The sequence below is a fragment of the Pseudorhodobacter sp. E13 genome (assembly GCF_003991405.1).
In the GTDB taxonomy this organism is placed as follows: Bacteria; Pseudomonadota; Alphaproteobacteria; order Rhodobacterales; family Rhodobacteraceae; genus Pseudorhodobacter.
Genome location: NZ_RPEN01000154.1, coordinates 118651 through 141241 on the forward strand (window position 1 = coordinate 118651; position 22591 = coordinate 141241).

At 61.0% G+C, this 22591-nt stretch carries 19 protein-coding genes, 1 tRNA gene and 1 pseudogene; 12 read left to right on the forward strand and 9 right to left on the reverse strand.

The window, feature by feature from the left end:
• Positions 1-99: 99 nt before the first annotated feature.
• The 4 genes from EGN72_RS09290 to EGN72_RS09305 form a co-directional block, all read right to left on the reverse strand.
• Positions 100-870, reverse strand: a complete 771-nt coding sequence (locus EGN72_RS09290; protein WP_233587095.1) for a LuxR family transcriptional regulator — start codon at positions 868-870, stop codon at positions 100-102.
• A gap of 177 nt (positions 871-1047) precedes the next feature.
• Positions 1048-2808 carry a SulP family inorganic anion transporter gene (locus EGN72_RS09295; protein ID WP_233587096.1) on the reverse strand — a complete coding sequence of 587 codons (1761 nt, stop codon included), beginning with the start codon at positions 2806-2808 and terminating at the stop codon, positions 1048-1050.
• Positions 2809-2920: 112 nt separating this feature from the next.
• Entirely contained in the window at positions 2921-3367 is a 447-nt protein-coding gene (locus EGN72_RS09300) for a GNAT family N-acetyltransferase (protein ID WP_127046839.1), read from the reverse strand.
• Between the two features lie 137 nt (positions 3368-3504).
• Positions 3505-4680: an NAD(P)/FAD-dependent oxidoreductase gene (locus EGN72_RS09305; RefSeq protein ID WP_127046841.1), complete on the reverse strand. Its 1176-nt coding sequence runs from the start codon at positions 4678-4680 to the stop codon at positions 3505-3507.
• Between the two features lie 139 nt (positions 4681-4819).
• Here EGN72_RS09305 and EGN72_RS09310 point away from each other — a divergent pair.
• From EGN72_RS09310 to EGN72_RS09325, 4 genes and pseudogenes are all read left to right on the forward strand, one after another.
• Positions 4820-4894, forward strand: a tRNA-Gln gene (locus EGN72_RS09310).
• Positions 4895-5031: 137 nt separating this feature from the next.
• Positions 5032-5955, forward strand: coding sequence for a YHYH protein (locus EGN72_RS09315; RefSeq protein ID WP_127046843.1), 924 nt, complete (start codon positions 5032-5034; stop codon positions 5953-5955).
• A gap of 95 nt (positions 5956-6050) precedes the next feature.
• Positions 6051-6686, forward strand: a complete 636-nt coding sequence (gene parA / locus EGN72_RS09320; RefSeq protein WP_127046845.1) for a ParA family partition ATPase — start codon at positions 6051-6053, stop codon at positions 6684-6686.
• Between the two features lie 114 nt (positions 6687-6800).
• Positions 6801-7092: pseudogene (locus tag EGN72_RS09325) on the forward strand (transposase); the annotation flags it as partial.
• Positions 7093-7343: 251 nt separating this feature from the next.
• Here EGN72_RS09325 and EGN72_RS09330 read toward each other — a convergent pair.
• Positions 7344-11027 (reverse strand): vitamin B12-dependent ribonucleotide reductase, encoded by a 3684-nt coding sequence (locus EGN72_RS09330; RefSeq protein ID WP_127046847.1) that lies wholly within the window; start codon positions 11025-11027, stop codon positions 7344-7346.
• A 645-nt stretch (positions 11028-11672) separates the two neighbouring features.
• Between EGN72_RS09330 and EGN72_RS09335 the strand changes: the two genes are divergently transcribed.
• From EGN72_RS09335 to eno, 5 genes are all read left to right on the forward strand, one after another.
• A complete protein-coding gene (locus EGN72_RS09335; RefSeq protein ID WP_127046849.1) occupies positions 11673-12500 on the forward strand; it encodes a DUF533 domain-containing protein in 828 nt (275 codons plus the stop codon).
• Positions 12501-12590: 90 nt separating this feature from the next.
• The gene (locus EGN72_RS09340) at positions 12591-13292 is read left to right on the forward strand and encodes a tellurite resistance TerB family protein (protein WP_158623164.1); all 702 of its coding nucleotides are present in this window, start codon (positions 12591-12593) and stop codon (positions 13290-13292) included.
• Between the two features lie 128 nt (positions 13293-13420).
• Positions 13421-13840, forward strand: a complete 420-nt coding sequence (locus EGN72_RS09345; protein WP_127046853.1) for a Fur family transcriptional regulator — start codon at positions 13421-13423, stop codon at positions 13838-13840.
• Positions 13837-14751, forward strand: coding sequence for a DMT family transporter (locus tag EGN72_RS09350; protein WP_127046855.1), 915 nt, complete (start codon positions 13837-13839; stop codon positions 14749-14751). The genes EGN72_RS09345 and EGN72_RS09350 overlap by 4 nt, the downstream gene beginning before the upstream one ends.
• Positions 14752-14793: 42 nt before the next feature.
• Complete coding sequence (eno, locus tag EGN72_RS09355; protein ID WP_127046857.1) at positions 14794-16071, forward strand: phosphopyruvate hydratase; 1278 nt, start codon at positions 14794-14796, stop codon at positions 16069-16071.
• A 94-nt stretch (positions 16072-16165) separates the two neighbouring features.
• Here the strand turns inward: eno and EGN72_RS09360 are convergent, their stop codons facing one another.
• Positions 16166-17239: an FAD-binding oxidoreductase gene (locus EGN72_RS09360; protein ID WP_158623165.1), complete on the reverse strand. Its 1074-nt coding sequence runs from the start codon at positions 17237-17239 to the stop codon at positions 16166-16168.
• Between the two features lie 188 nt (positions 17240-17427).
• On the opposite strand from EGN72_RS09360, the gene rarD reads away from it, so the two are divergent.
• On the forward strand, positions 17428-18354 hold the full coding sequence (gene rarD, locus EGN72_RS09365; protein WP_127046861.1) for an EamA family transporter RarD: 927 nt from the start codon (positions 17428-17430) through the stop codon (positions 18352-18354).
• Here the strand turns inward: rarD and EGN72_RS09370 are convergent.
• The gene (locus EGN72_RS09370) at positions 18351-19445 is read right to left on the reverse strand and encodes an anhydro-N-acetylmuramic acid kinase (protein ID WP_127046863.1); all 1095 of its coding nucleotides are present in this window, start codon (positions 19443-19445) and stop codon (positions 18351-18353) included. The two genes, rarD and EGN72_RS09370, sit on opposite strands and share 4 nt — an antisense overlap.
• 72 nt (positions 19446-19517) lie before the next feature.
• Here EGN72_RS09370 and tyrS point away from each other — a divergent pair, with 72 nt between their 5' ends.
• Both tyrS and EGN72_RS09380 read left to right on the forward strand, forming a co-directional pair.
• Complete coding sequence (gene tyrS / locus EGN72_RS09375; RefSeq protein ID WP_127046864.1) at positions 19518-20768, forward strand: tyrosine--tRNA ligase; 1251 nt, start codon at positions 19518-19520, stop codon at positions 20766-20768.
• A gap of 197 nt (positions 20769-20965) precedes the next feature.
• Positions 20966-21367, forward strand: a complete 402-nt coding sequence (locus tag EGN72_RS09380; protein WP_127046866.1) for an MAPEG family protein — start codon at positions 20966-20968, stop codon at positions 21365-21367.
• 68 nt (positions 21368-21435) lie between these two features.
• Here the strand turns inward: EGN72_RS09380 and EGN72_RS09385 are convergent, their stop codons facing one another.
• Together EGN72_RS09385 and EGN72_RS09390 are read right to left on the reverse strand one after the other, a co-directional pair.
• Positions 21436-22044, reverse strand: coding sequence for a peptidylprolyl isomerase (locus EGN72_RS09385; protein WP_127046868.1), 609 nt, complete (start codon positions 22042-22044; stop codon positions 21436-21438).
• Positions 22037-22543, reverse strand: coding sequence for a peptidylprolyl isomerase (locus EGN72_RS09390; RefSeq protein ID WP_127046870.1), 507 nt, complete (start codon positions 22541-22543; stop codon positions 22037-22039). Before EGN72_RS09390 ends, EGN72_RS09385 begins: the two co-directional genes overlap by 8 nt.
• Positions 22544-22591: the final 48 nt, after the last annotated feature.

Below are 22591 nucleotides of genomic sequence, written 5' to 3' on the forward strand. Positions count from 1 at the left end.
GCCACCACTCTTGGAACGCCCTAAAGCTGCAATATTTCCGCGCGTTAGCACAGTCAGGAATACCATACCTGACTTTTTGGACAGGTTTTGACCTTTTGGTCAGTCAAGCCCGCCGCGCGTGAAGATCACATTCAGCAAGGTCGCCTTGGCCACCGCCTGCGTGGTGGTTTCCACATCCAAGGCTTCGCGGGCAAGGCGCAGGTGTTTTTCCACCATCGCCGCCGAAACCCCCATCAGAATCGCTGTGTCTTGCATGGTTTTGCCATCAGCGACCCATTCCAGCGCCTCGCGCTGACGGTTGGTCAGCGCCCGCTTGGGCGAACGCATCGGCAAGCTGGCGATTTTCAGATGCATCATATGCGCCACCGCCGAGATTGCGTCGCCCTGATCGGCCCAGATCGCATCGACATCATCATGGCCCAAGCCTTTGTCGGCAATCATGCCGATCGCGCCTTTGATGCGGTTGCTGGTTTCGGGAAAGCTGATGGCAATCCCGGCCTTCACCCCCAGCCGGTCATTCACCTCCAGCGCCTCCAGCTCAGCGGGCGACAGGGTGCCAGCGGCGCGCGCCTCTTCGATCCAGCGCCAATTGCAGGTGCCGGTATGGGTCATCACCCAGCGAAACACCGGCGTGCGGGCAAAATGGCCCTTGGTAAAGAATTCCGTCATGTATTCGGTGCTTTGCGTGGACAGGTAAAGCGCATCCTCGGGATCACCGATGGAGTTTTCAAACCGAAACCGCGTCAGCCCGTAATTCAGCCGCGAAAACCCCAGCGGCGCCATATAGGCACCGACCATGGCCCAGATCTCTTCGGTCTTGTTTGACAGGGCGATGGCGTTCAGCAGCTTCAAGGGCGCGGGTGTTTTCACAGAACCTCGATGAAAGATATACCGGAAATATGTGTATACTTTTCACCATGGCGTCTTGCCGCCCTTGGTCAAGCCCATTGGCCTGAACAGGGCGGCAGCAGGATCACAAACCCGTGATGTCAGCACCCATAACGGGAAATTCGCGATGCCATTACAGTCAGGGGGAGAGCACCGCGCCTAGCCCGCCACCGCCCGCTGTGTGTCGCGTCGGCAGGCGGCAAGGGTTTTGGCCGTCAATTGCGGGGCCAGTTTCGCCATCGCGTCATATTGCGTCAGAAACACCTCGCCCGTCAGGTCGTGCATGAAATGGCTGCGGCGCAGGCGGTCCATCACCGGGCCTTTCACTTCGGACAGATGCAGCGTCACGCCCGAGGCTTTCAGCATGGAATTGATCGCCTCCAGACTTTCCAGCGCGGAACTGTCCACCTCATTCACCGCGGGGAACATCAGCACCAGATGGCGGATGGCCTTGTTCGCGGCGATCTTGTCTTGCACAAAATCTTCCAGAAAGCGGGCATTGGGGAAATACAGGCTTTCATCCACCCGCACGGTCAGCACATCCGGCGCGGTGATGACGGCATGGCGGTCGACGTTGCGGAAATGCTCGGTCCCCGGCACTTGGCCGACAATGGCCACATGCGGGCGCGAGGTGCGATACAGATGCAGGAACAGCGACAGCGCCACCCCGGCAAGAATACCCGATTCCACGCCAAAGCCCAGCGTCACCAGAATCGTCGCAATCATCGCCGCGCCATCGGTGCGGCTATAGTCCCACGTCCGGCGGATCGCGCCCAGATCGACCAGCGTCAGCACCGCCAGAATGATGGTGGCCGCCAAGGTTGCCTTGGGCAGAAAGAACAGCAGCGGGGTCAGAAATACTGTGGCCAGCGCCATGCCGATGGCGGTAAAGGCCCCGGCCGCGGGCGTTTGCGCGCCTGCATCAAAATTCACCACCGATCGTGAAAACCCGCCCGTTACCGGAAACCCGCCCGAAATGGCCGAGCCGACATTGCAGGCGCCCAAGGCCACCAGTTCCTGGTTCGGGTCAATGCGTTGGCGGCGCTTGGCGGCAAGGGTTTGCGCCACGGAAATGGTTTCGACATATCCGACAATGGCGATCAGCATCGCCGGCACCGCAATCTGCGACCACAGCGCCAGATCGAACGGGGGCAGGGTAGGGGTGGGCAGGCCTTGCGGCACGGTGCCCACAATCGCCACGCCATAGCCGTCCAGCCCAAAAGCAAATGTCACCAAGGTTGTGACCGCCACGGCAGCCACGGGGGCCGCGCGCGTCAGCACCGTGGCAAGCCCGGCACGGGTGCCCCGCGCCAGAAGCCAGTCCTTCAAATGCTTGCGCGACCAGAACAGAAAGCCCACGGCGCCAAGGCCCAGAACCATCGTGAAGATGTTGATATTCAACAGATTTACAAAGATGCCATGCAGCAGTTCCAGCAAGGTTTCACCACTGGCCTTGATGCCCAGCAGATGCGGCACTTGCCCCGCCGCGATGATCAACCCCGAGGCGGTAATGAAGCCGGAAATCACCGGATGGCTCAGGAAATTCGCCACGAAACCCAACCGCAGCAGGCCCATGCCCATCAGCATCAGCCCCGACAGAAAGGCCAGCGCAATCGCGGCCCCGTAATATTCCGGCGTGCCCATGGCCGCCAATTGGCCGACCGCCGCCGCTGTCATCAACGACGCCACCGCCACAGGCCCAACCGCAAGCGTGCGCGAGGTGCCAAACACTGCATAGATCACCAGCGGCAGGATAGAGGCATAGAGCCCGACCTGCGCGGGCAAGCCTGCCAGCAGCGCATAGGCCAGCGATTGCGGAATCAACATGATCGTCACAATCACAGCCGCGACCAGATCGCTGGTCAGCGTGTCTTTGGAGTAGGTCTTGCTCCAGTCAAGGATCGGGAAATAGCGGCGCAAGGGACAGACTCCGATATGGGATTGGCTTGCGGGCTATCTAGGCGCTTTGATTTCACATTGCAAGATTTGAATGTGATAGAGTCAGCATTTCAGGGCAGGGTGGCTGTGCGCGTCACAGCTTGATGTCATAAGTCACCCAAGCGGTCTTGGTGGCGAGCCGGTCATAGACCGCGCGCGCGGGCTGGTTGTCTTCGGCGGTGATCCAGCGCAGCACTGACCAGCCTTGTGCTGCGGCCTCGCTGCGCACAGCCTCGATCAATGCCGCAGCAATGTTCTGGCCGCGCGCCTCGGGGTCGACAAACAGATCATCCAGAAAGCCGCCAGTGCTGGCCGAGAGTGGCCGCGCAAAGCTTCGGAAATGCGCAAGGCCCAGCAAGCGCCCGCTGTCATCCACCGCAACGCGACCATGGATGCGCGGGCTGTCAGCCATCAGCCAAGACCAAACCGTGTCGCGCATCGCTGCGGTTTGTGTGACCTTGTAGAAAGCGGCATAGCCTTGATACAGCCGTTCCCAGTCTTGGCGATCGGTTGGCTGTGGGGCGCGGATGGTGATGGGCATCTGGGAACCTTGTGCGTGTTGGCTTTGCAAGGGAAACACCTGCGGGGGCGGTTTTACAAGCGGTTTGGTATGTGCATATATTACATAATATTGATTATCGGGTAAATGGATACACCGACCATAGGCCCCCACATGGATCAAACAGCTTGCCCTGCGGCCCAGCCGGATGACCATGCCCATTGAAAATTATACCCGCCAAGCCAACCGGTTACATCAACAACCTCACCTATGAAGTAAAGCCCCGGCACGGATTTCGCCTCCATGGTGCGCGCGTCCAATTCATCGGTATCAACGCCGCCCAAGGTAACTTCGGCGGTGCGATACCCTTCGGAGCCTACGGGCCGCATCTGCCAGTCATGCACCAGCCCCGCCACATGATCGAGCCGCGCATTGCTTTGGTCCGCCAGATTGCCGGTGATGCCGCTGATCTCCTCGATATGCCGGGCCAGCTTTTCCGGCAGAATTTGCGCCAAAGCGGTGCGCAGCGCGATCCGGCCCGCCTGCCCGCGCTGGTCGCGCAGAAAGGCCGCCGCATCCATGCCACCCGCCAGATTGACGGAAATCATCTGCCCCTCGCGCCAATAGCTGGAGATTTGCAGCACCGCGGGCCCCGACAGCCCGCGATGGGTGAACAGCAGCGCCTCGTCAAAGCGGGTTTTGCCACAGGCCACCGATCCGGTCACAGCAATGCCCGCAAGCGGTTTCAGCGGTGCAAGCTCTTGCTCTGCAAAGGTCAGCGGCACAAGGCCGGGCCGGGTTTCCACGACCCCAAGGCCGAATTGCTCGGCGATCTTATAGCCAAGGCCGGTCGCGCCCATCTTCGGGATCGACTTGCCACCACAGGCCACCACCAGCTTTTGCGCTGTCACCATGCCTTTGGAGGTGGCGATGCGAAAGCCCGCAGGGCTGCGCGCAATGTCGCTAATTTCCGTTTTAAGCCAGAGTGTTACACCAGTATCTTCAAGATCTTTGACAAGCATGGCAATGATCTGCTTGGCAGACCCGTCGCAAAACAACTGGCCCAGCGTTTTCTCATGCCAGGCAATCCCTGCCGCATCGACCCGCGCGATAAAATCCCATTGCGTGAAGCGTTTCAGCGCCGAAAGCGCAAAGCGCGGGTTTTGCGACAGATAGCGATCCGCCGCGATTCCCAGATTGGTGAAATTGCACCGCCCCCCGCCCGAGATGCGAATCTTTTCGCCCGGTGCCGCGCCGCCTTCGATCAAAAGCACACGTTTGCCGCGCCGCGCTGCCTCTGCCGCGCAAAACATGCCCGCAGCCCCTGCCCCTATGATTGCCACATCCACCTGCATGGCGCTTGTGTTAAGCCCAGATCACGGCTGCTGCAACCAAGCAAAACAAGGGTCGGAAAAGACGCGGGAAAAGAGTTGTCATTTTTTCATCAAAAGCCCCTTGCAGCCCACGACAGCCTTCGCTAAACACCGCCGCAGTTGGGGCGTGGCCAAGTGGTAAGGCGTCGGTTTTTGGTACCGTGTACCGTAGGTTCGAATCCTACCGCCCCAGCCAAATACTCTGCATCAGTGTTCAGATTTCCCTTCAGGTCAAGCGACGGAAGCGTTCTGCTGTGGCGTTAGACGCCTGTGCTGGTTTTGCTCCCGGTTTTCGGGTCTTGGACGGCGCGAACCGCAGCCAGAGGATTTCCGATGCCCCAAACCCAGACCCGTTTCGCACGATTGGCGTGGTTTGTGCCCGCCGCCCTATCGCTCAGCGCGCCTGCCGCCTTTGCCCATCAGGATATAACCGATGCCTTGCTGACAGAGCGTTCCGCCAATTGCGCCGATTACGCCGAGACTTATTCGGCGCAGGTGCGGGATGTGCAGGCCGCCAAGCCCTTTGTGGCCTCGGTGGCGATTTCGGTTGTCGGGGAACACTGCGAAATCGCCTCCAACGCGGTGCCGAACCATGATTTCAACGCGACCGGTCGCTTTGTCACCCCGCTGACCGAACAGGATCAGACCTACCGCATTCCCGCCCGCCCAAGTGCGGCCCCCAGCCCCACAGCGCTGAGCTTGCGGTCTGACAATGCGGTGTTTCTGAACGGGGTAAAGCTTGATCTGATGGCGGCGGGTTGCTTCGGCGTCCGTGATGGCAAGATCGGGTGCAACGATATGTCTGCCCCCTATCGCTATGATCCGATGGCCCCCGGTGCGGGGTTCGGCGCGGATGAGCATAACGCCCATAACCAGCCCGATGGCACCTACCATTACCACGGCAACCCGATGGCACTGTTCGCGCAAGACAATCCCACAGCCCCCTCGCCCGTCATCGGATTTGCGGCGGATGGCTTTCCGATCTTTGGCAGTTATATCGCCGATGGTGGCAGGTTGCGCAAAGCCACCACGAGTTACCGCTTGAAATCAGGCACCCGGCCCGGTGGGCCCGGTGGCAGCTATGACGGCACCTTTGTCGACGATTGGGTCTATGTCGAAGGTCTGGGTGATCTGGATCGCTGTAATGGCATGGTGCAGGACGGCGTCTATGGCTATGTCGTTACCGAAGATTACCCGCATGTCATGGCTTGCTTTACCGGGACGCCAGACGCGTCTTTCCAGAAACGCCGCCCCTGAATCTGGCCGCCCTGCCCTGCTTTGCGCTGCGGCCAAGGGTCGGATGTATTCCTGTTGCGCCTGTGCTATGCTGCATCGCAGCGAAAAGGAATCACATGGCCCATATTCTGACGATTGCGCAGCAAAAAGGCGGGGCGGGCAAAACCACCCTTGCGGTGAATTTGGCCATCGCTTTCCTGAAACTTGGCAAAACCGTCGCTCTCTTGGATACCGATCCGCAGGGCTCCTTGGGGCGCTGGTTCATGACGCGGCGCGCCTTGCTGGGCGATGCGGGGGTGGATTTCGCCACCGCCTCGGCTTGGGGTGTTGGCTATGAATGCGAAAAACTGTCCAAAACCAATGACATCGTGATCATCGACACCCCGCCCAAGGTGGATAGTGACCTGAAACCTGCGCTGCGCGAGGCCGATCTGGTGCTGGTGCCAGTGGGGTCGTCGCTTGTGGATCTTTGGGCCACAGATGGCGTGCTTGATCTGGCCGAACGGGTGAACAAACGCTGCCTGATCGTGCTGAACCGGGTGAAATCCGGCACCCGTCTGGCCGAGGAAGTGGCCAGCGCCTCGGATGCGCTGGCTGCCGATGTCGCCTCCACACGGCTGGGGCAACGCGTTGTCTATGCCGAAACGCTGGGCCAAGGCCTTGGCGCGCCCGAGGCCGGGAAATCCGCAGCCACAGCCGAGGTAACGACGCTGGCTGCCGAGATTCTGGCTTTGCTGCCCGAAGGCAAGTAGCCGACCACCAAAGCGGCATCGCCCTGCGCCGCGCGCGCTTCAAGCTCCAGACCGATTTATTCGTTTGGGGCTTTGATGCCTGCATGTTTCAAGCTCCCGAATATGGGGGGCATGATGAGCAGTCATTACGGGCTAAACAAAGAGCAGATGGCGCGGCTCCGGCCGTTCTTTCCGAAGAGCCATGGCAGGCCATGCGTGGATGGCAGGCGCGTCCTAAGCGGAACTATTTTCATCAATAGCAATGGCTTGCGGTGGCGCGATGCACTCAGGGAGTATGGTCCTGCGAAGACCCTCTATAACCGCTGGAAGCGGAGGGGCGCTTGCCCAGATGATGCACGGTCTGGCGGCAGAAGCGGCGGTTCCAAAGACCGTGATGATCCCCTTTCGCGGTTTCAAGGCAAACCGCTGCCGGGCAACGGACGCGATTTACATCAAATCGCTGAAAAATAACGGAAATCTAGACAACGCAATGGCCTGCACCAAGATTTATCATGACAGGCATTTCCCCGAAATTTTGAATTTCGAACGAAATTGCGGCGTCTGATATTTACCGCCTCAGCCCCAAAACGCAAAATCGGCGCGGGGAAACCGCGCCGATTTGTTTGTTTTCAGGCTTTGGGACAGGCTTTGCTCGAACTTACAAAACCTCAATACCCATCAGCTACAGCCGCTGGTGCCGCCGCAGGTGTTGCACTTCATGCAGGTGCCGTTGCGCACCAGCGTGTAGTTGCCACATTCGCCGCAGGCCTCGCCTTCATAGCCTTGCATCTTGGCCTTGGTGCGGGCGTCCATGGATACCGCGCCGCTGGCAATCGCCGTGCTGGAGGCCGCGGCCGCATGTGCGGTTTGCGGCACCAGCGTGTTCAGCACAGACACCGGGTCCATGCCGCTGGCCAGCGCCGAAGCCCCGATCCCGCCTTGCAGCACCGTCAGCTCTTGCGGCAACCGCTTGCGCAGGTAGCCGGTCGAGGAGATCTGGCGCAGCACTTCCAGACCACGCGTCGCCGCCGCATCATTCACCGGGCTGATGTTGCGTTTGCCTTCGCCTTCGCCGCCGCCCAGATCGTCGAACGACGCGCCTTGCGGTTTCACATGGGCCAGATCGGTGCGATCCAGATAAGACACGGCCAATTCACGGAAGATGTAGTCCAGAATGGAGGTCGCATTCTTGATGCTGTCATTGCCCTGCACCATGCCCGCGGGTTCGAATTTGGTGAAGGTAAAGGCCTCCACGAATTCTTCCAACGGCACGCCATATTGCAGACCAACCGACACCGCGATGGCGAAGTTGTTCATCATGGCGCGGAAGCCCGCCCCTTCCTTGTGCATGTCGATGAAAATCTCGCCCAACTGGCCGTCTTTATACTCGCCCGTGCGCAGATAGACCTTGTGCCCACCGACAACCGCCTTCTGGGTATAGCCCTTGCGGCGCTCTGGCAGCTTTTCGCGATGCGAGCGGACGATCTCTTTGATGATGACCTTTTCCACGATCTTTTCGGCCAGCACGATGGCCTTTTCCTGATCGGAGCCGTTGGCCAACACCTCTTCGGCCTCGTCGTCATCTTCCACCAGCGCGGAGGCGAGGGGCTGCGACAGTTTGGACCCATCGCGATACAGCGCATTTGCCTTGATGCCCAAGGAATGCGACAGCTCATAGGCGGCCAGCGTTTCCCCGATCGAGGCCGAGTTCGGCATGTTGATCGTTTTGGAAATCGCGCCCGAGATGAAGGACTGCGCCGCCGCCATCATGTGGATATGGCTTTCAACGCTCAGATAACGCTTGCCTTTCTTGCCGCAGGCATTGGCGCAATCAAAGACCGAATAATGCTCGGGCTTCAGGAAGGGCGCACCTTCCAGCGTCATGGTGCCGCAAATATGCTCATTCGCCTGTTCCACTTGCGCACGGGTAAAGCCAAGGTGGCGCAGCAGATCGAAGGTCGGATCGGCCAGCTTTTCGGCGGGAATACCCAACGTGTTCTTGCAGAAATCCTCGCCCAGCGTCCATTGGTTGAACACAAAGCGGATATCGAAGGCCGAGGCCAGCGCGCCTTCGACCTTTTCAATCTCACGCGGGCCAAAGCCGTGACCGACCAGCGAGGAATGGTTGATGCCGGGGCAATTGCCAAGGCTGCCATGCCCAACCGCATAGGCCACGATCTCGGAAATCTGCGCCGAGCCATAGCCCAGCTTTTCCAGCGCCGCAGGCACCGACTGGTTGATGATCTTGAAATAGCCGCCGCCAGCCAGTTTCTTGAACTTCACCAGCGCGAAGTCAGGCTCAATCCCCGTGGTGTCGCAATCCATCACCAGACCGATGGTGCCGGTGGGGGCGATCACGGTGGTTTGGGCATTGCGATAGCCGTGCTTTTCACCCAGCGCCAGCGCTTCATCCCAAGCGCCTTTTGCAAGCGAAACAAGGGTTTCATCCGGGCAGTTCACCTGATCCAGCGCAACCGGATCGACGTTCACGCCTTCATAAACGCCGGTTGCATGGGCTGCCGCGCGGTGATTGCGGATCACGCGCAGCATATGCTTGCTGTTCTTGGCATAGCCGGGGAATGCGCCCAACTCACCCGCCATTTCGGCCGATGTCGCATAGGAAATGCCGGTCATCAGCGCGGTCAGCGCCCCGCACAGCGCGCGCCCCTCATCCGAATCGTAGCCATAGCCCATGTTCATCAGCAAACCGCCGATATTGGCATAGCCAAGGCCCAGCGTGCGGAAGTCATAGGACCGCTGCGCGATTTCCTGGCTTGGGAATTGCGCCATCATCACCGAGATTTCCAGCGTCACCGTCCACAGACGGGTGGCGTGGATATAGGCCTGCGCGTCAAACTTGCCGTCCGTGTAGAAGGTCAGCAGGTTCATCGAGGCAAGGTTGCAGGCCGTATCATCCAGGAACATATATTCCGAGCACGGGTTCGACCCGCGGATCGCCCCATCTTCGGGGCAGGTGTGCCAAGCGTTGACGCTGTCGTGGAACTGGATGCCCGGATCGGCACAGGCCCAAGCGGCATGGCCCACTTGCGCCCACAGATCGCGCGCCTTGATGGTCTTGGAAACGGTGCCATCCTTGCGGTTGATCAAGTCCCAGTTGCCATCTTCCTTCACCGCTTTCAGGAACGCATCGGTCACGCGGATGGAGTTGTTGGAGTTCTGGCCCGAAACGCTGCTGTAAGCCTCGGAATCCCAATCGGTATCATAGGTCGGGAATTCGATGCTGGTGTGGCCTTGCTTGGCATAATCCAGCACGCGCTTGATGTAAGTTTCGGGGATAGCGACCTTTTTCGCATCCTTGATCGCGGCTTTCAGGCCGGGGTTGGCGCTGGGGTCATAGGCATCGGCCTCGGCCCCGTCCCATGCTTTGATCGCGGCGAACAAGGCGTTCAGCTTTTGCTCATGCATCTTGGAGCCAGCGACGATAGAGGCAACCTTTTGCTCCTCGATCACCTTCCAATTGATGAAATCTTCGATATCGGGGTGGTCGGCATCGACGATCACCATCTTGGCCGCGCGGCGTGTGGTGCCGCCGGATTTGATCGCGCCAGCAGCCCGGTCACCAATTTTCAAAAAGCCCATCAGGCCCGAGGATTTGCCGCCGCCCGACAGTTTCTCCCCTGCCCCGCGCAAGCTGGAAAAGTTGGTGCCGGTGCCAGAGCCGTATTTGAACAGACGCGCCTCGCGCACCCACAGATCCATGATGCCGCCATCGCCAACCAGATCATCGGCCACCGACTGGATAAAGCAGGCATGCGGCTGCGGATGTTCATAGGCGCTGGTGGATTTCGTCAGCTTACCGGTCTGGTAATCGACATAATAGTGACCCTGCGACGGCCCGTCGATGCCATAAGCCCAATGCAAGCCGGTGTTGAACCACTGCGGGCTGTTCGGCGCGGCCATCTGGTTGGCAAGCATATAGCGCATTTCGTCATAATAGGTGCGCGCATCGGATTCGGCGGTGAAATACCCGCCCTTCCAGCCCCAATAGGTCCAAGCCCCGGCCAGACGGTCAAACACTTGTTTGGCTGAGGTTTCGCCAACAATTCGTTGATCTTGCGGCAGTTTTTCCAAAGCGGCCTCATCGGGGACCGAGCGCCAGAGGAATTCGGGCACGCCCTTTTCCTTGACCTTCTTCAGCCGCGCCGGAACGCCTGCCTTGCGGAAATATTTCTGCGCCAACACGTCCGAGGCGACCTGGCTCCAGCCTGCCGGCACTTCGACCGCGTCATTGCGGAACACAACCTTGCCGTCTGGGTTGCGAATTTCTGATACCGTGGTGGTAAAATCCATCGCGCCATAGGCGCCTGTGGCTTCCGCCGTGAATTTCCGCTCGATTTTCATACTGCCCCGTCTCCGACTTGTTGCGAATGCGTCCTGCATTCGATTGCTTCCCGACACACAAACGTCGCCACCACGCGGGCTTACGCTCGCGTGCCACCAGCCCCGTTGAAAGAGGTCTTGGGCAGCCCATGGTTCGATTGTTGCATTGCGCCACTAGATATAGTGGTGATCTGCGGCGCTCGGACAAACTGTCGTAATTCCGTCGCTGGATCAACGGATAATTTACGGTTCTCCACAGATTTTTCGTCCCCTGTGGGTCAAATTTGGCTTGCCCTGCGATTCTGCACCAAATGGTCAATTTTGCCCCTTGGGCCGGATCAGCACCGCCACCCTGCCCCGGCCTTCCCGCATTCCCTTTGTTTTTGGCCCCTTTACCACGGATAGCTGATAATCCGCATGAAAGGCGATATCTCTACTATATCTTGTGTAGGCGCAGAATCACCCAAGCCGCGCAAAAACCCGGTGTTGCAGCCGTGCCGCGCCGCAAGAAACTGTTTGTCCCAGCGGCAGGCCGGGCAGGCCCACAGACTCAGTCCGCGTGACGCAAAGCCCGAGTCTTTCCCCTTGTCTGGCCCTGCCCAAATCCCGACCCTGTTGTGCGAAGGTGCCGGGCCGTTTCGCCCGCCCCATATAGCAGGAGAACCCATGAGCCTTGTTTCAACCCTTGCCAAAGTTGCCATCGGCGTTGCCATTGCCAAAGGCGTCAGCCATGTGTCCAAGAACGGCCTTCCGGGGGGCGCGGCGGGCAGCGGTCGCAGCTATGCCCCGCAAACGCCGGGTGGTTTGGGCGATATGATGGGCAGTATCCTTGGCCCTAAATCCGGGACCAGCAGCGCCAATCAAGGCGGGCTTGGTGGATTGCTGGACCAGCTTGCGGGCCAATCCGGTGCCAAACGCCCGACCACCAGCCGCAAGGCCCCGCCATCGGGGCTGGAGGATTTGCTGGGCAGTCTGACGGGGGCGCAGCGCGGTGCTGCGGGTGGCAGCACGGGGGGCTTGGGCGATATGCTTGGCGGGCTGTTGGGCGGTGGGGCCGCCGCAGGGGGCTTGGGCGGTTTGGGCGGTATGCTCAATGATGTGATGAACGGCCAAACCCCCAAGGCTACCCCGAACGCCACACAAGAAGCCGCCGCAGGGCTGATGCTGAAAGCCATGGTGCAGGCCGCCAAATCCGACGGCAAACTGGATCAGGCCGAGAAGCAAAAGCTGATGCAAAGCCTTGGCGATGCCGACCCGAAAGAGCTGGATTTTGTGAACGCATTGCTGGCCCAGCCCGTCGATATCGCGGCCTTTGTCGATGAGGTGCCGCGCGGGATGGAAGAACAGGTCTATCTGATGTCGCTGATGGCCATCGACCTCGACAGCCAATCCGAGGCGCAATATCTGCACGATCTGGCCAGCGCCTTGGGCTTTGACAAAGCGCAGGTGAACCAGATCCACGATCAGGCCGGGGCACAGCGCCTTTACGCCTGACCGACGGCAAAGCCCGCCCGGCCCCTCTTGTATTTTCACACTGCGACAACACATTGAAGCATGAACACGTGGAATAACGGGAGGGGCCAGATGGGTCTTGTGTCTACTTTGTCAAAGGTTGCCTTGGGGATTGTCATCGCCAAAGGGGTCAGCCATGTGCAACGCAACGGGATGCCAAAACTCAGCGGCCCCGGCAGCCTGCTTGACAGCCTTGGGCAGAATTCCAAGGCCGACCACGCAGGCCGCGCGCCCCATAGCAACAGCCTTGGCGGCTTGCTGAGCAAAGTCGGCGGCGCGGGCTTGGGCGGCACCGCCCTTGGTGGCCTGTTGGGCGGCCCGCAATCGCCGCCAGCCCCCACTCCTCCCCCCGGCCCTGCCAGCAAAGGCCCGGTGTTCAATCAGGCCATCGTCGGCCATGTGCTGCCGGAACCGCAAAGCGAAACCCTCGCCGCGGCCCTTCTGCTCAAGGCCATGGTGCAGGCGGCCATGGCCGATGGTGTGCTGGATGACAAGGAACGCGACAAGCTGATGCAGCACATGGGCGATGCCACCGATGAAGAGATCGAATTCGTCAGCCGGCTGATGGATCAACCCGTCGACGTGGCCGGCCTTGCCGCCGATGTGCCCGACGGGATGGAAGAGCAGGTTTATCTTGTCTCTGCCCTCGCCATCGACCTCGACAGCCGGGCCGAGGCGCAATACCTGCATGATCTGGCTGCGGCCCTTGGGCTGAATGAATCCATGGTCAACGATATCCACCGTCAGGCCAATATCCCGCCGCTTTACGCCTGACCCATCTGCCGCGCGGCTCTGCGTTTTTCGCCCTGGTTTCGGGCAAAAAGGGTGGAGCCTGCGCCACAAACTGCGTAAATGGTCCTTGAACCAGCAAGACGACCAGAAGCGGTGGGGCGCAAAGCGGCATGGCCAAAGATATTATCGCCAGATGTGAGGCCAAAGGCCTGCGCATGACCGAGCAACGCCGCGTGATCGCCCGCGTCATCGGTGCCGCCGAAGATCACCCGGATGTGGAGGAGCTGTATAACCGCGCCTCTGCCATTGATCCGCGCATTTCCATCGCCACCGTCTATCGCAGCGTCAAACTGTTCGAGGAATCAGGCATTCTGGAACGGCTGGAATTCGGTGATGGCCGCGCCCGCTATGAAGATGCCGAACGCGACCACCACGACCATCTGATCGACATGCATTCCGGCGAGGTCATCGAATTCGTCGACCCCGAGATCGAGGCCTTGCAGGAACGCATCGCCGCCCGGCTTGGCTATCGGCTGAAGGGGCACCGGCTGGAACTTTACGGCGTCCCGGTCAAAGCCTCCTCGAAATGAGCAGCGCCGACAACACCCGCGCCAGCCTGTTGATGCTGGGGTCGATGGCGGCCTTCGCGCTGGAGGATGTGTTTCTCAAACGCGCCGCCACGGCCCTGCATCCGGGGCAAGTCATCGCGATGCTTGGCTTTGCGGGGGCGCTGTGTTTCTGGGCGGTGGCGGCGGCCAAGGGCCAACCCATCCTGACCCGTCGCGCGCTGACCGGGGCGGCGCTTATCCGGTCGCTGTCCGAAGCGGGGGCGAGCATGCTTTACATCACCGCCCTTGCGCTGATCCCGCTGTCGGTCAATGTCGCCCTTCTGCAAGCCTCGCCGCTGGTCGTGACCATGGGCGCGGCCTTGGTGCTGCGCGAACCCGTGGGCTGGCGGCGCTGGTCGGCGATTGTCGCAGGCTTTCTTGGCGTTCTCATCATCCTGCGCCCCGGCACCGATGCGTTTCAGGCCGCGGGCCTGCTGACAGTGGCCGCCGTCATCATCTTGGCCGCGCGCGATCTGTCCACCCGCATCATGCCTGCCGATATCGGCACGTTTCAGCTGACCACCTGGGCCTATATCGCGCTGGTTCCCGCAGGGCTTTTGCTGATGGCACTGGACCGGACCCGGTTTGCCGCCATTAACCCTGCCGATTGGGGCGATCTGACGCTTGCGCTGCTGACCGGGCTTGTCGGCTATGTCGCCGTGACCGCCGCCATGCGCATAGGCGAGGTGTCCTTCGTCGCCCCGTTCCGCTATGCCCGCCTTGTCTTTGCCCTCATCCTCGCCGCGATCTTCTTTGGCGAACGTCCAGACGCGCTGATGCTGGCCGGGGCCGCGCTGATCATCGGCTCTGGCCTCTATACTTTCGCCCGCGAACGCCGCTTGCGCCGCCGCATTGTCCATGAAGCGCTTTCCAAACCGCCTGTCGCAGGGTAAAGACGCAGGCAACAAGCGCATCCCCTAACCACCGGAGCCAATATGACCACCATTATCGACATTCACGCCCGCGAAATCCTCGACAGCCGTGGCAACCCGACCGTAGAGGTTGACGTCTATCTGGAAAGCGGCGTGATGGGCCGCGCCGCTGTGCCCTCGGGCGCGTCCACCGGGGCGCATGAAGCCGTCGAAAAGCGCGATGGCGACAAATCGCGCTATATGGGCAAAGGCGTGCTGGAGGCTGTGGCCGCCGTGAACGGTGAAATTGCCGAAGAACTGGTCGGCTTTGACGCGATGGAACAGGTCGGCATCGACCGCACCATGATCGAGATGGACGGCACGCCGAACAAATCCCGCCTCGGTGCGAATGCGATCCTTGGCGTCTCGCTGGCCGTGGCCAAAGCGGCGGCCGAGGCTTCGGGCCAGCCGCTGTTCCGCTATGTCGGCGGCACCTCGGCCCGCATGTTGCCGGTGCCGATGATGAACATCATCAACGGCGGCGAACATGCCGATAACCCGATCGACATTCAGGAATTCATGATCATGCCGGTCGCGGCAGAAAACATCCGTGACGCGGTGCGCATGGGCTCCGAAGTGTTCCACACGCTGAAGAAAGAGCTTTCGGCCGCAGGGCTTTCCACCGGGATCGGCGATGAAGGTGGCTTTGCCCCGAACCTCAGCTCCACCCGCGACGCGCTTGATTTCATTCTGAAATCCATCGAAAAAGCAGGCTACCGCCCGGGCGAGGAAATCTTCCTCGCGCTGGATTGCGCCTCCACCGAATATTTCAAAGGCGGCAAGTATGAGATGAAAGGCGAAGGCAAATCGCTTTCTTCTGCTGAAAACGTCGATTACCTCGCCGCCCTTTGCGCCGATTACCCGATCATCAGCATCGAGGACGGCATGGCCGAGGATGACTGGGCCGGCTGGAAACTGCTGACCGAAAAGCTGGGCAACAAGGTGCAGCTGGTGGGTGATGATCTGTTTGTCACCAATCCGGCGCGTCTGGCCGATGGCATCAAACAAGGCTGCGCCAACTCCATGCTGGTCAAGGTCAACCAGATCGGCACGCTGACGGAAACGCTGGCCGCCGTAGAAATGGCGCATCGCGCGCGCTACACCAATGTGATGTCGCACCGCTCCGGCGAAACCGAAGACGCAACCATCGCTGATCTTGCAGTGGCCACCAATTGCGGCCAGATCAAAACCGGCTCGCTGGCCCGCTCTGACCGGTTGGCGAAATACAACCAACTGATCCGGATCGAGGAAATGCTGGGCGAAACCGCCGAATTTGCAGGCCGCTCCATCCTCAAGGCCTAAGCCACTCAACCCCCGCCCGGACCAAGGGCGGGGGCTTGCCTTTCATCTATTCCTAAATATCCAAATCACGGCCCCAACCATTGGGCCGACCCTTTCAGGCAAAGCGTTGCGGCCGATAGGCGCCCAGCCCAGCCGCCACCTGTCCCTGCGCCACTTCCTGACAGACCGCCTCGCCCACCAGCGCGGCCAAGGTCACGCCGGAATGCATCACCGCCAGATACAGCCCCTCAGGCCCCGCAGCACCGATCACCGGCAAACCATCCTGCGGCACCGGGCGCGCGGCCAGCATCACCGCCTCCCAGCGCAAGGCCACCCCCGGCAACTGCCGCTGCAACCGCACAAGGGCTGCATCCGCCAGATCTTCGGGACGGTCCTGAATAACCTCGGTGCGGTCGCTTTGATGCGACGCCGCTGTCGGGGCCAGCAGATGACCCTTCGCATCCTGCCGGAACTCCATCTCCGGGCAAACGCAGACATGGCGCAGCAGCGGCGGCAAGGCTTGGCTGCGCAGCATCAAACCGGGGCGCGGCAGCATTGGCAGCGCAACGCCAACGGGGACCAACAGCGCCGGCGCCGCCACACCCGCGGCGACGATCACATGATCTGCGGCCATCATTCCTTGCGCCGTCTGCACCCCTTGCACCCGGCCTGCCCCGGTGCAGATCGCTGTCGCCGCAACACCTTCAATCAGTTTGGCCCCATGATCCCCGGCCAGCCGCAGCATTGCCCGTGTCACCGCCACTGGTTCCGCCACGGCTTCGGTCGGAAAAGACAAACACTCTGCCGGGGCGCGGACCTGCGGCTCTCGCTTGGCAAACGCGGCGGCATCCAGCCGCTCCACGGCATAGCCCAAAGCCTCCAGTTCGGCGGCCTGCGCCGTCAGCGCGGGCCCTTCATGCTCCCAACATAGGCAACCGCACCAGCGCAATGCTGCGCGCGGCAATACGCCCTCCAGCCGGTGCCACGCGGCAATCGCCTGATTGCGCAGGTGAAAATGCGCCTTGTCCTGATGAAAGCTTGCGTTGATCCAGCCAAAGGATCGGCCTGTGGCCCCGGTGGCAGGCGTTGCCGCCTCCAGCACTGTCACCTGCATCCCCGCGCGCGACAGGCCAAGCGCAATCGCCGCCCCGATGATCCCCGCCCCGATCACGATCACCCGCTTGGCCATGGCTACCCCCTGTTGCTGGCCCATCATGACAAGGCAGGCCACCGCTGACAATTGACAAGATGTAACGTCAAGAACGCAGCGTAACCGTATGACTTAATTCACTTATATAGTAATCATCCCCGCTTGAAAATGTAACCGATACAAGTTTCATCTGGCCCCAGCCCGCGCCAAAAGCTATGCACGGTGCCATGACCCAGCATCCCCCCACCGTCACCCCGAAGAACGAAGACAGCCTTGGCGGCTTCCTGTTCGCCCTCTCGGCCTATCTGCTCTGGGGGTTTCTGCCGCTGTATATGAAGGCGTTGGCCCATGTGCCGCCGCAGGAAATCATCGCGCATCGTGTGCTTTGGTCCTTGCCGGTGGCTGCGGTGGTGCTGATCGTCCAAGGCCGCACCGCCGATCTGCGCCGCGCCTTGCGCACGCCCAGCATGTTGAAAATGGGTCTTGTTACGGCGCTGCTGATATCGGTCAACTGGGGGTTTTACGTCTGGGCCATCGCTGCGGGCTTTGCGCTGGATGCAGCCCTTGGCTATTACATCAACCCGCTGTTCAGCATCTTTATCGGCGCTGTGCTGCTGAAAGAGGGGCTGACCGGCTTGCAAAAAGCCGCCGTGGCGCTGGCCGCGCTGGCCGTTGTGGTGCTGACGGTCGAGGCGGGAAAGCTGCCCGTGGTCGCCATGGCATTGATGCTGACCTGGGGCTTTTACGCCTATTTCAAAAAGCAGCTTCCCATCGGCCCCAATCAAGGTTTCACGCTGGAAGTGCTGATCATGACGCCTTTCGCGCTGGCTTATGTGATCTATGCACAAATCACCGGAACCAGCCATTTCCTGCAAGGAAATCCAACAGATAGCTGGCTGTTGTTCGGCTGCGGTATCGTCACCGCCGTGCCCTTGATGCTTTACGCCAATGGCGCGAAAAAGCTGCGGCTTTCGACCATCGGCATCATGCAATATATTGCGCCGACGATGATCTTTCTGACAGCGGTGTTCATCTTTCATGAGCCGTTCGGCACCGCCCGCATGATCGCCTTTCCGATGATCTGGGCCGCCTTGGTGCTGTATTCCGTCGCCATGTTCCGGGGCCGCACCCGTAAACCCAAGGCCGAGCGCTAGGGCTTGCTGATCTGCCCACCCCCCACCGCCGCGCGCACCCCTGTCGTGCCGGGGCAAGAGGTGGGCAGACCCATCGCCACCCGCACCGCCAGATAAGCAAAGGCCTGCGCCTCCAGCATATCGCCATCAAGGCCCACCGCTTCCACCGGGGCCACCTCGCATTGCATCAGATCGGCCAGCATTGCCATCATCACCTTGTTGTGCCGCCCGCCGCCTGTGACCAGCAAGCGCTGCACCGGGGCGGGGAAATGCTCGGCCCCTTTGGCCACGGCGGCGGCGGCGGCGGCGGTCAGGGTGGCGGCGGCATCGGCATCCGACAGGCCCGCCACCGCCCCCAGCAAGGATGCAAAATCGTCGCGATCCAGTGACTTGGGCGGCATCTTGTAGAAATAGGGATGTCCGAGAAAGCGCGTGACCACAGCGTCATCCGGTGTGCCTGCGCCCGCAAGCGCGCCGCCTTCATCGCGGTCCAACCCCAGACGCGCGGCGACAAGGTCATTGATCGGCGCATTGGCAGGGCCGGTATCAAAGGCCAGACACGCGCCGGGTTCATCGGCGGCATGGTGGCGCGGGTCCACCCATGTCAGGTTGCCCACCCCGCCAAGGTTGAGAAAGGCCAAGGGTGCCTCGGCCCCGATATATTTGGCGCAGGCGAAATGGAAAAACGGGGCCAAGGGCGCGCCCTGCCCGCCCATTTCCACATCCGCCGTCCGAAAGTCCCAGACCACAGGCAGGCCCAGCACCTGCGCCAACACCTGCCCTGACCCCGCCTGATGCGTGCCCCGCCCCCCCGGATCATGCGCAAGCGTCTGGCCGTGAAAGCCCACGATCTCGGCCCCGTCAAACAGGCCCAGCACGGCGGCATGCGCGGCCTCTACCTCTTCGGCCACCGCCTCTACCCCCGGATCGCCGTGCCACAGGCCAAAGCCCGCGCGGATACGGGCGCGCTGTTCGGGCGTATAGGCGCGATAGGCGGTGTGGCCGAATTCCAGAATCCGCTGACCATCGGTCAGCACCATTGCGGCATCCACCCCATCCAGCGACGTCCCCGACATCGCCCCCAAAGCCCAAACCGAACCCGCTTTCAGCATCAAAGCCCCCTTTGACGGCACCGCGCCGCCCCGCTATACGCGCCTGAGTATCTTATAAAGCACGAGAGACCCATGACCTACCATGCAAAATCGGATTTCATGCGCGTGATGATGGAGCGCGGCTTTCTGGCCGATTGCACCGATTATCAGGCACTGGACGAGGCTTTGGTCAAAGGGGTTGTGCCGGGCTATATCGGCTTTGATGCCACAGCGAAATCGCTGCATGTGGGCAGCTTGATCCAGATCATGATGCTGCGTTGGCTGCAAAAAACCGGGGGCAAGCCGATTGTTCTGATGGGGGGCGGCACCACCAAAGTGGGCGACCCGTCTTTCCGGGCCGATGAACGCCCGCTGCTGTCTCCGGCACAGATTGATGACAATATCGCCGGCATCCGCCGCGTGTTCACCTCTTACGTGTCCTTTGGCGAAGGGGCGACAGACGCGCTGATGCTGAATAATGCCGAATGGCTGGACGGGTTGAATTACCTCGATTTCCTGCGTGACATCGGGCGGCATTTTTCCATCAACCGGATGCTGTCGTTTGAGAGCGTGAAATCACGGCTGGACCGCGAGCAATCGCTGTCTTTCCTTGAGTTCAACTACATGATCCTGCAAGCCTATGACTTTCTGGAGTTGAACCGCCGTTATGGCTGCCTGTTGCAGATGGGCGGCAGTGACCAATGGGGCAATATCGTCAACGGGATTGATCTGACGCGCCGGGTGCTGGATGCGCAGATTTTCGGGTTGACCTCGCCGCTGCTGACCACTTCGGATGGCAAGAAGATGGGCAAAAGCCTGAATGGCGCGATCTGGCTGAATGCCGATATGCTGTCGCCCTATGAATTCTGGCAATTCTGGCGCAACACCACCGATGCCGATGTGGGCCGCTTTCTGAAGCTGTATACCGAACTGCCGGTAGAGGAATGTGACCGCCTTGGCGCGCTGGAAGGGTCCGAGATCAACGCCGCCAAAGTGATTTTGGCCAATGAGGTGACAAGCCTGTGCCACGGCGCCGAGGCTGCGGCGGCGGCAGAGGCCACCGCGCGCGAGGTGTTTGAAAAAGGCGGCACGGGCGAGGATCTGCCCACCTTCGCGCTGACATCGGCAGACTTGGCGGATGGGGTTTCGGTCTCGGCGCTGTTTGTGAAGGCGGGTTTGGCGAAATCCGGCAAGGACGCCAAGCGGCTTATCGCCGAAGGTGGCGCGCGGCTGAACGATGCCCCCGTGACCGAGGCGGGGCAGATGGTCACCGCCGCTGATCTGGCGGACCCGATCAAGCTGACCGCCGGGCGCAAGCGGCATGCGCTGATCGTGCTGGGTTAAGGCCCGGATTCAAGGCAAACGCCGGGGGGCCAGCCCCCCCGGACCGCGCCAAAAGCCGGGGGGCCAGCCCCCCGGACCACGCCAAAAGCCGGGGGGCCAGCCCCCCGGACCCCCCGGGATATTTTTAAATAGATGAAGACCAATAGCAGTGGGGCCGTGATGATGCGGCCTATGTGCCTTAGAACAGGAGCTTTCTTATGCCCATCCTTGCCCTGATCGCCGTTCTGGCGATTTCGCAATATCTTTTATTCGGGGCGCTGACCGGGCGGGCCCGTGCCAGATCGGGGCTGAAAGCGCCGGTGATGACCGGGGACGAAGGCTTTGAGCGGATGTATCGGGTGCAGATGAACACGCTGGAGGTGTTGATCGCGTTTTTGCCTGCGGTCTATCTGGCCGCGCTGTTTTGGCCGGCCTATCTGGTGGCCCCGGTTGCAGCGGTGTATCTGGTTGGGCGGCATCTGTTCTGGCGTGCCTATGTCAGCGATCCGGCCAAGCGGGGCCTGGGGTTCATGCTGTCGATCGTGCCGGTATTCGCGCTGCTGGTTCTGGCGTTGCTGGGTGCGGGTTGGGCGCTGATCGCGGGGGATGCACCCTTTTAAGGCTGCTTGCCGCCTGAGACGTTTTTTGCGGGGAGGGCCCGCCCTGTGATGGGGGCGGGCCTTTGCGCTTATTCGACGGTGACTTTTGCCATCTGGTCGGGGTTTGACACCTCGCCATTGCCGCCCGTGCCGCGTTTGATCTGATCGACGACATCCATGCCCTCAATCACGCGGCCCACGACCGTATATTGCCCATCAAGGAAGGGGCCGGGCGCGAACATGATGAAGAACTGGCTGTTGGCGGAATCCGGGTTCTGGCTGCGTGCCATGCCGACAATGCCACGGTCAAAACTTTCGGAGGAAAATTCGGCCGGGATATCTGGCAGCGCCGATCCGCCCATTCCGGCGCGCGCGGTATCGCCTCCGGCTTTGCCGAATTCCACATCGCCGGTCTGCGCCATGAACCCATCAATCACGCGGTGAAACACCACGCCATCATAGGCCCCTTCGGCGGCCAGCGCCGTGATCTGGGCCACATGTTTCGGGGCCAGATCGGGCAGCATGTCGATGACGACACGGCCATTCGCCTCGCCCGTCACCTCGATCACCAGATTTGGGCCGGGGCCATCAGTGGCCTGTGCCATGGCAGGCGTGGCGCTTTGCGACAGCGTATAGCCGCCCAGAACCGCCAGCCCCAGCGCGAAGAAACCGCCTGCGATCAAGCTATCCTTACGCATCGGCAGCCACCTTGACCGAGATCATGCGGTCCGGCGTTGCTGGCGGCTCGCCGCGCACAATCGCATCCACATGTTCCATCCCGGAAATCACGCGGCCATAAACCGTGTATTGCCCGTTCAGGAAGTCATTGTCCTTGAAGTTGATGAAGAACTGGCTGTTGGCCGAATTCGGGTTGGACGACCGCGCCGCCCCCAAGGTGCCCCGCGCATGCGGCAGCTTGGAAAACTCCGCCGGCAGGTCCGGCAAGTCTGACCCGCCCGTGCCTGCGCGGCGCAGGTTGAACCCGTCTTCCATATCGCCATGTTCCACATCGCCGGTCTGGGCCATGAAACCATCAATCACCCGGTGAAAGCACACATTGTCATAGGCCCCGGCGCGTGCCAGCTCTTTCATCCGTGCGCTGTGCAACGGGGCCACATCGGCCAGCAGCTCAATCACGACAGTGCCGCCCTTGAGTTCCATCAGGATTGTGTTTTCGGGATCTTTGATATCGGCCATTTGGCGCTCCTGTAGATTTTCTGAGCCGCAACCTAATCATCAAGGCCG

Bases quoted from the DNA above. Each gene is read 5' to 3' on its own strand.
- EGN72_RS09300 (WP_127046839.1), bottom strand. From the start codon at position 3,367: ATGCCCATCACCATCCGCGCCCCACAGCCAACCGATCGCCAAGACTGG.
- EGN72_RS09305 (WP_127046841.1), bottom strand. From the start codon at position 4,680: ATGCAGGTGGATGTGGCAATCATAGGGGCAGGGGCTGCGGGCATGTTT.
- EGN72_RS09315 (WP_127046843.1), top strand. From the start codon at position 5,032: ATGCCCCAAACCCAGACCCGTTTCGCACGATTGGCGTGGTTTGTGCCC.
- parA (WP_127046845.1), top strand. From the start codon at position 6,051: ATGGCCCATATTCTGACGATTGCGCAGCAAAAAGGCGGGGCGGGCAAA.
- EGN72_RS09330 (WP_127046847.1), bottom strand. From the start codon at position 11,027: ATGAAAATCGAGCGGAAATTCACGGCGGAAGCCACAGGCGCCTATGGC.
- EGN72_RS09335 (WP_127046849.1), top strand. From the start codon at position 11,673: ATGAGCCTTGTTTCAACCCTTGCCAAAGTTGCCATCGGCGTTGCCATT.
- EGN72_RS09340 (WP_158623164.1), top strand. From the start codon at position 12,591: ATGGGTCTTGTGTCTACTTTGTCAAAGGTTGCCTTGGGGATTGTCATC.
- EGN72_RS09345 (WP_127046853.1), top strand. From the start codon at position 13,421: ATGGCCAAAGATATTATCGCCAGATGTGAGGCCAAAGGCCTGCGCATG.
- EGN72_RS09350 (WP_127046855.1), top strand. From the start codon at position 13,837: ATGAGCAGCGCCGACAACACCCGCGCCAGCCTGTTGATGCTGGGGTCG.
- eno (WP_127046857.1), top strand. From the start codon at position 14,794: ATGACCACCATTATCGACATTCACGCCCGCGAAATCCTCGACAGCCGT.
- EGN72_RS09360 (WP_158623165.1), bottom strand. From the start codon at position 17,239: ATGGCCAAGCGGGTGATCGTGATCGGGGCGGGGATCATCGGGGCGGCG.
- rarD (WP_127046861.1), top strand. From the start codon at position 17,428: ATGACCCAGCATCCCCCCACCGTCACCCCGAAGAACGAAGACAGCCTT.
- EGN72_RS09370 (WP_127046863.1), bottom strand. From the start codon at position 19,445: ATGCTGAAAGCGGGTTCGGTTTGGGCTTTGGGGGCGATGTCGGGGACG.
- tyrS (WP_127046864.1), top strand. From the start codon at position 19,518: ATGACCTACCATGCAAAATCGGATTTCATGCGCGTGATGATGGAGCGC.
- EGN72_RS09380 (WP_127046866.1), top strand. From the start codon at position 20,966: ATGCCCATCCTTGCCCTGATCGCCGTTCTGGCGATTTCGCAATATCTT.
- EGN72_RS09385 (WP_127046868.1), bottom strand. From the start codon at position 22,044: ATGCGTAAGGATAGCTTGATCGCAGGCGGTTTCTTCGCGCTGGGGCTG.
- EGN72_RS09390 (WP_127046870.1), bottom strand. From the start codon at position 22,543: ATGGCCGATATCAAAGATCCCGAAAACACAATCCTGATGGAACTCAAG.